Origin of the sequence: Burkholderia sp. Bp8991 (assembly GCF_003853795.1) — a bacterium.
In the GTDB taxonomy this organism is placed as follows: Bacteria; Pseudomonadota; Gammaproteobacteria; order Burkholderiales; family Burkholderiaceae; genus Burkholderia.
On the sequence record NZ_QTQJ01000096.1, the window covers coordinates 1 to 311 of the forward strand.

Below are 311 nucleotides of genomic sequence, written 5' to 3' on the forward strand. Positions count from 1 at the left end.
TAGGCGTCCGCCACGCAGTGGCCCGTGCGTCCCCACGGATCTTCGACATCGGGGAATGCGTCGCCGAAGAACGCCGCAGTGAGGCCCACGATATTTCCTTGGCTGTGGCATACGACGGTAATCGGGACATCGGCCTGCATGCTTCGGATCGACTCGATCAGTCTGGCCAAGCGCAGCGCGGCGAGTACGCCATACGCTCGAGGGGGCGCGCGATACAGCGGCCGGTTGGTCGGGTTGATGCCTTGCACGGTCATCCACCCCATCGTTCGATCATCCAGCCCGCCGTGCCAAAGATCGGGCAGACTGGCGCA

The 311-nt window shown here is 64.3% G+C and carries 1 pseudogene; it reads right to left on the bottom strand.

The window, feature by feature from the left end:
* Window positions 1-311: pseudogene (locus DIE02_RS35315) on the bottom strand (hypothetical protein); the annotation flags it as partial.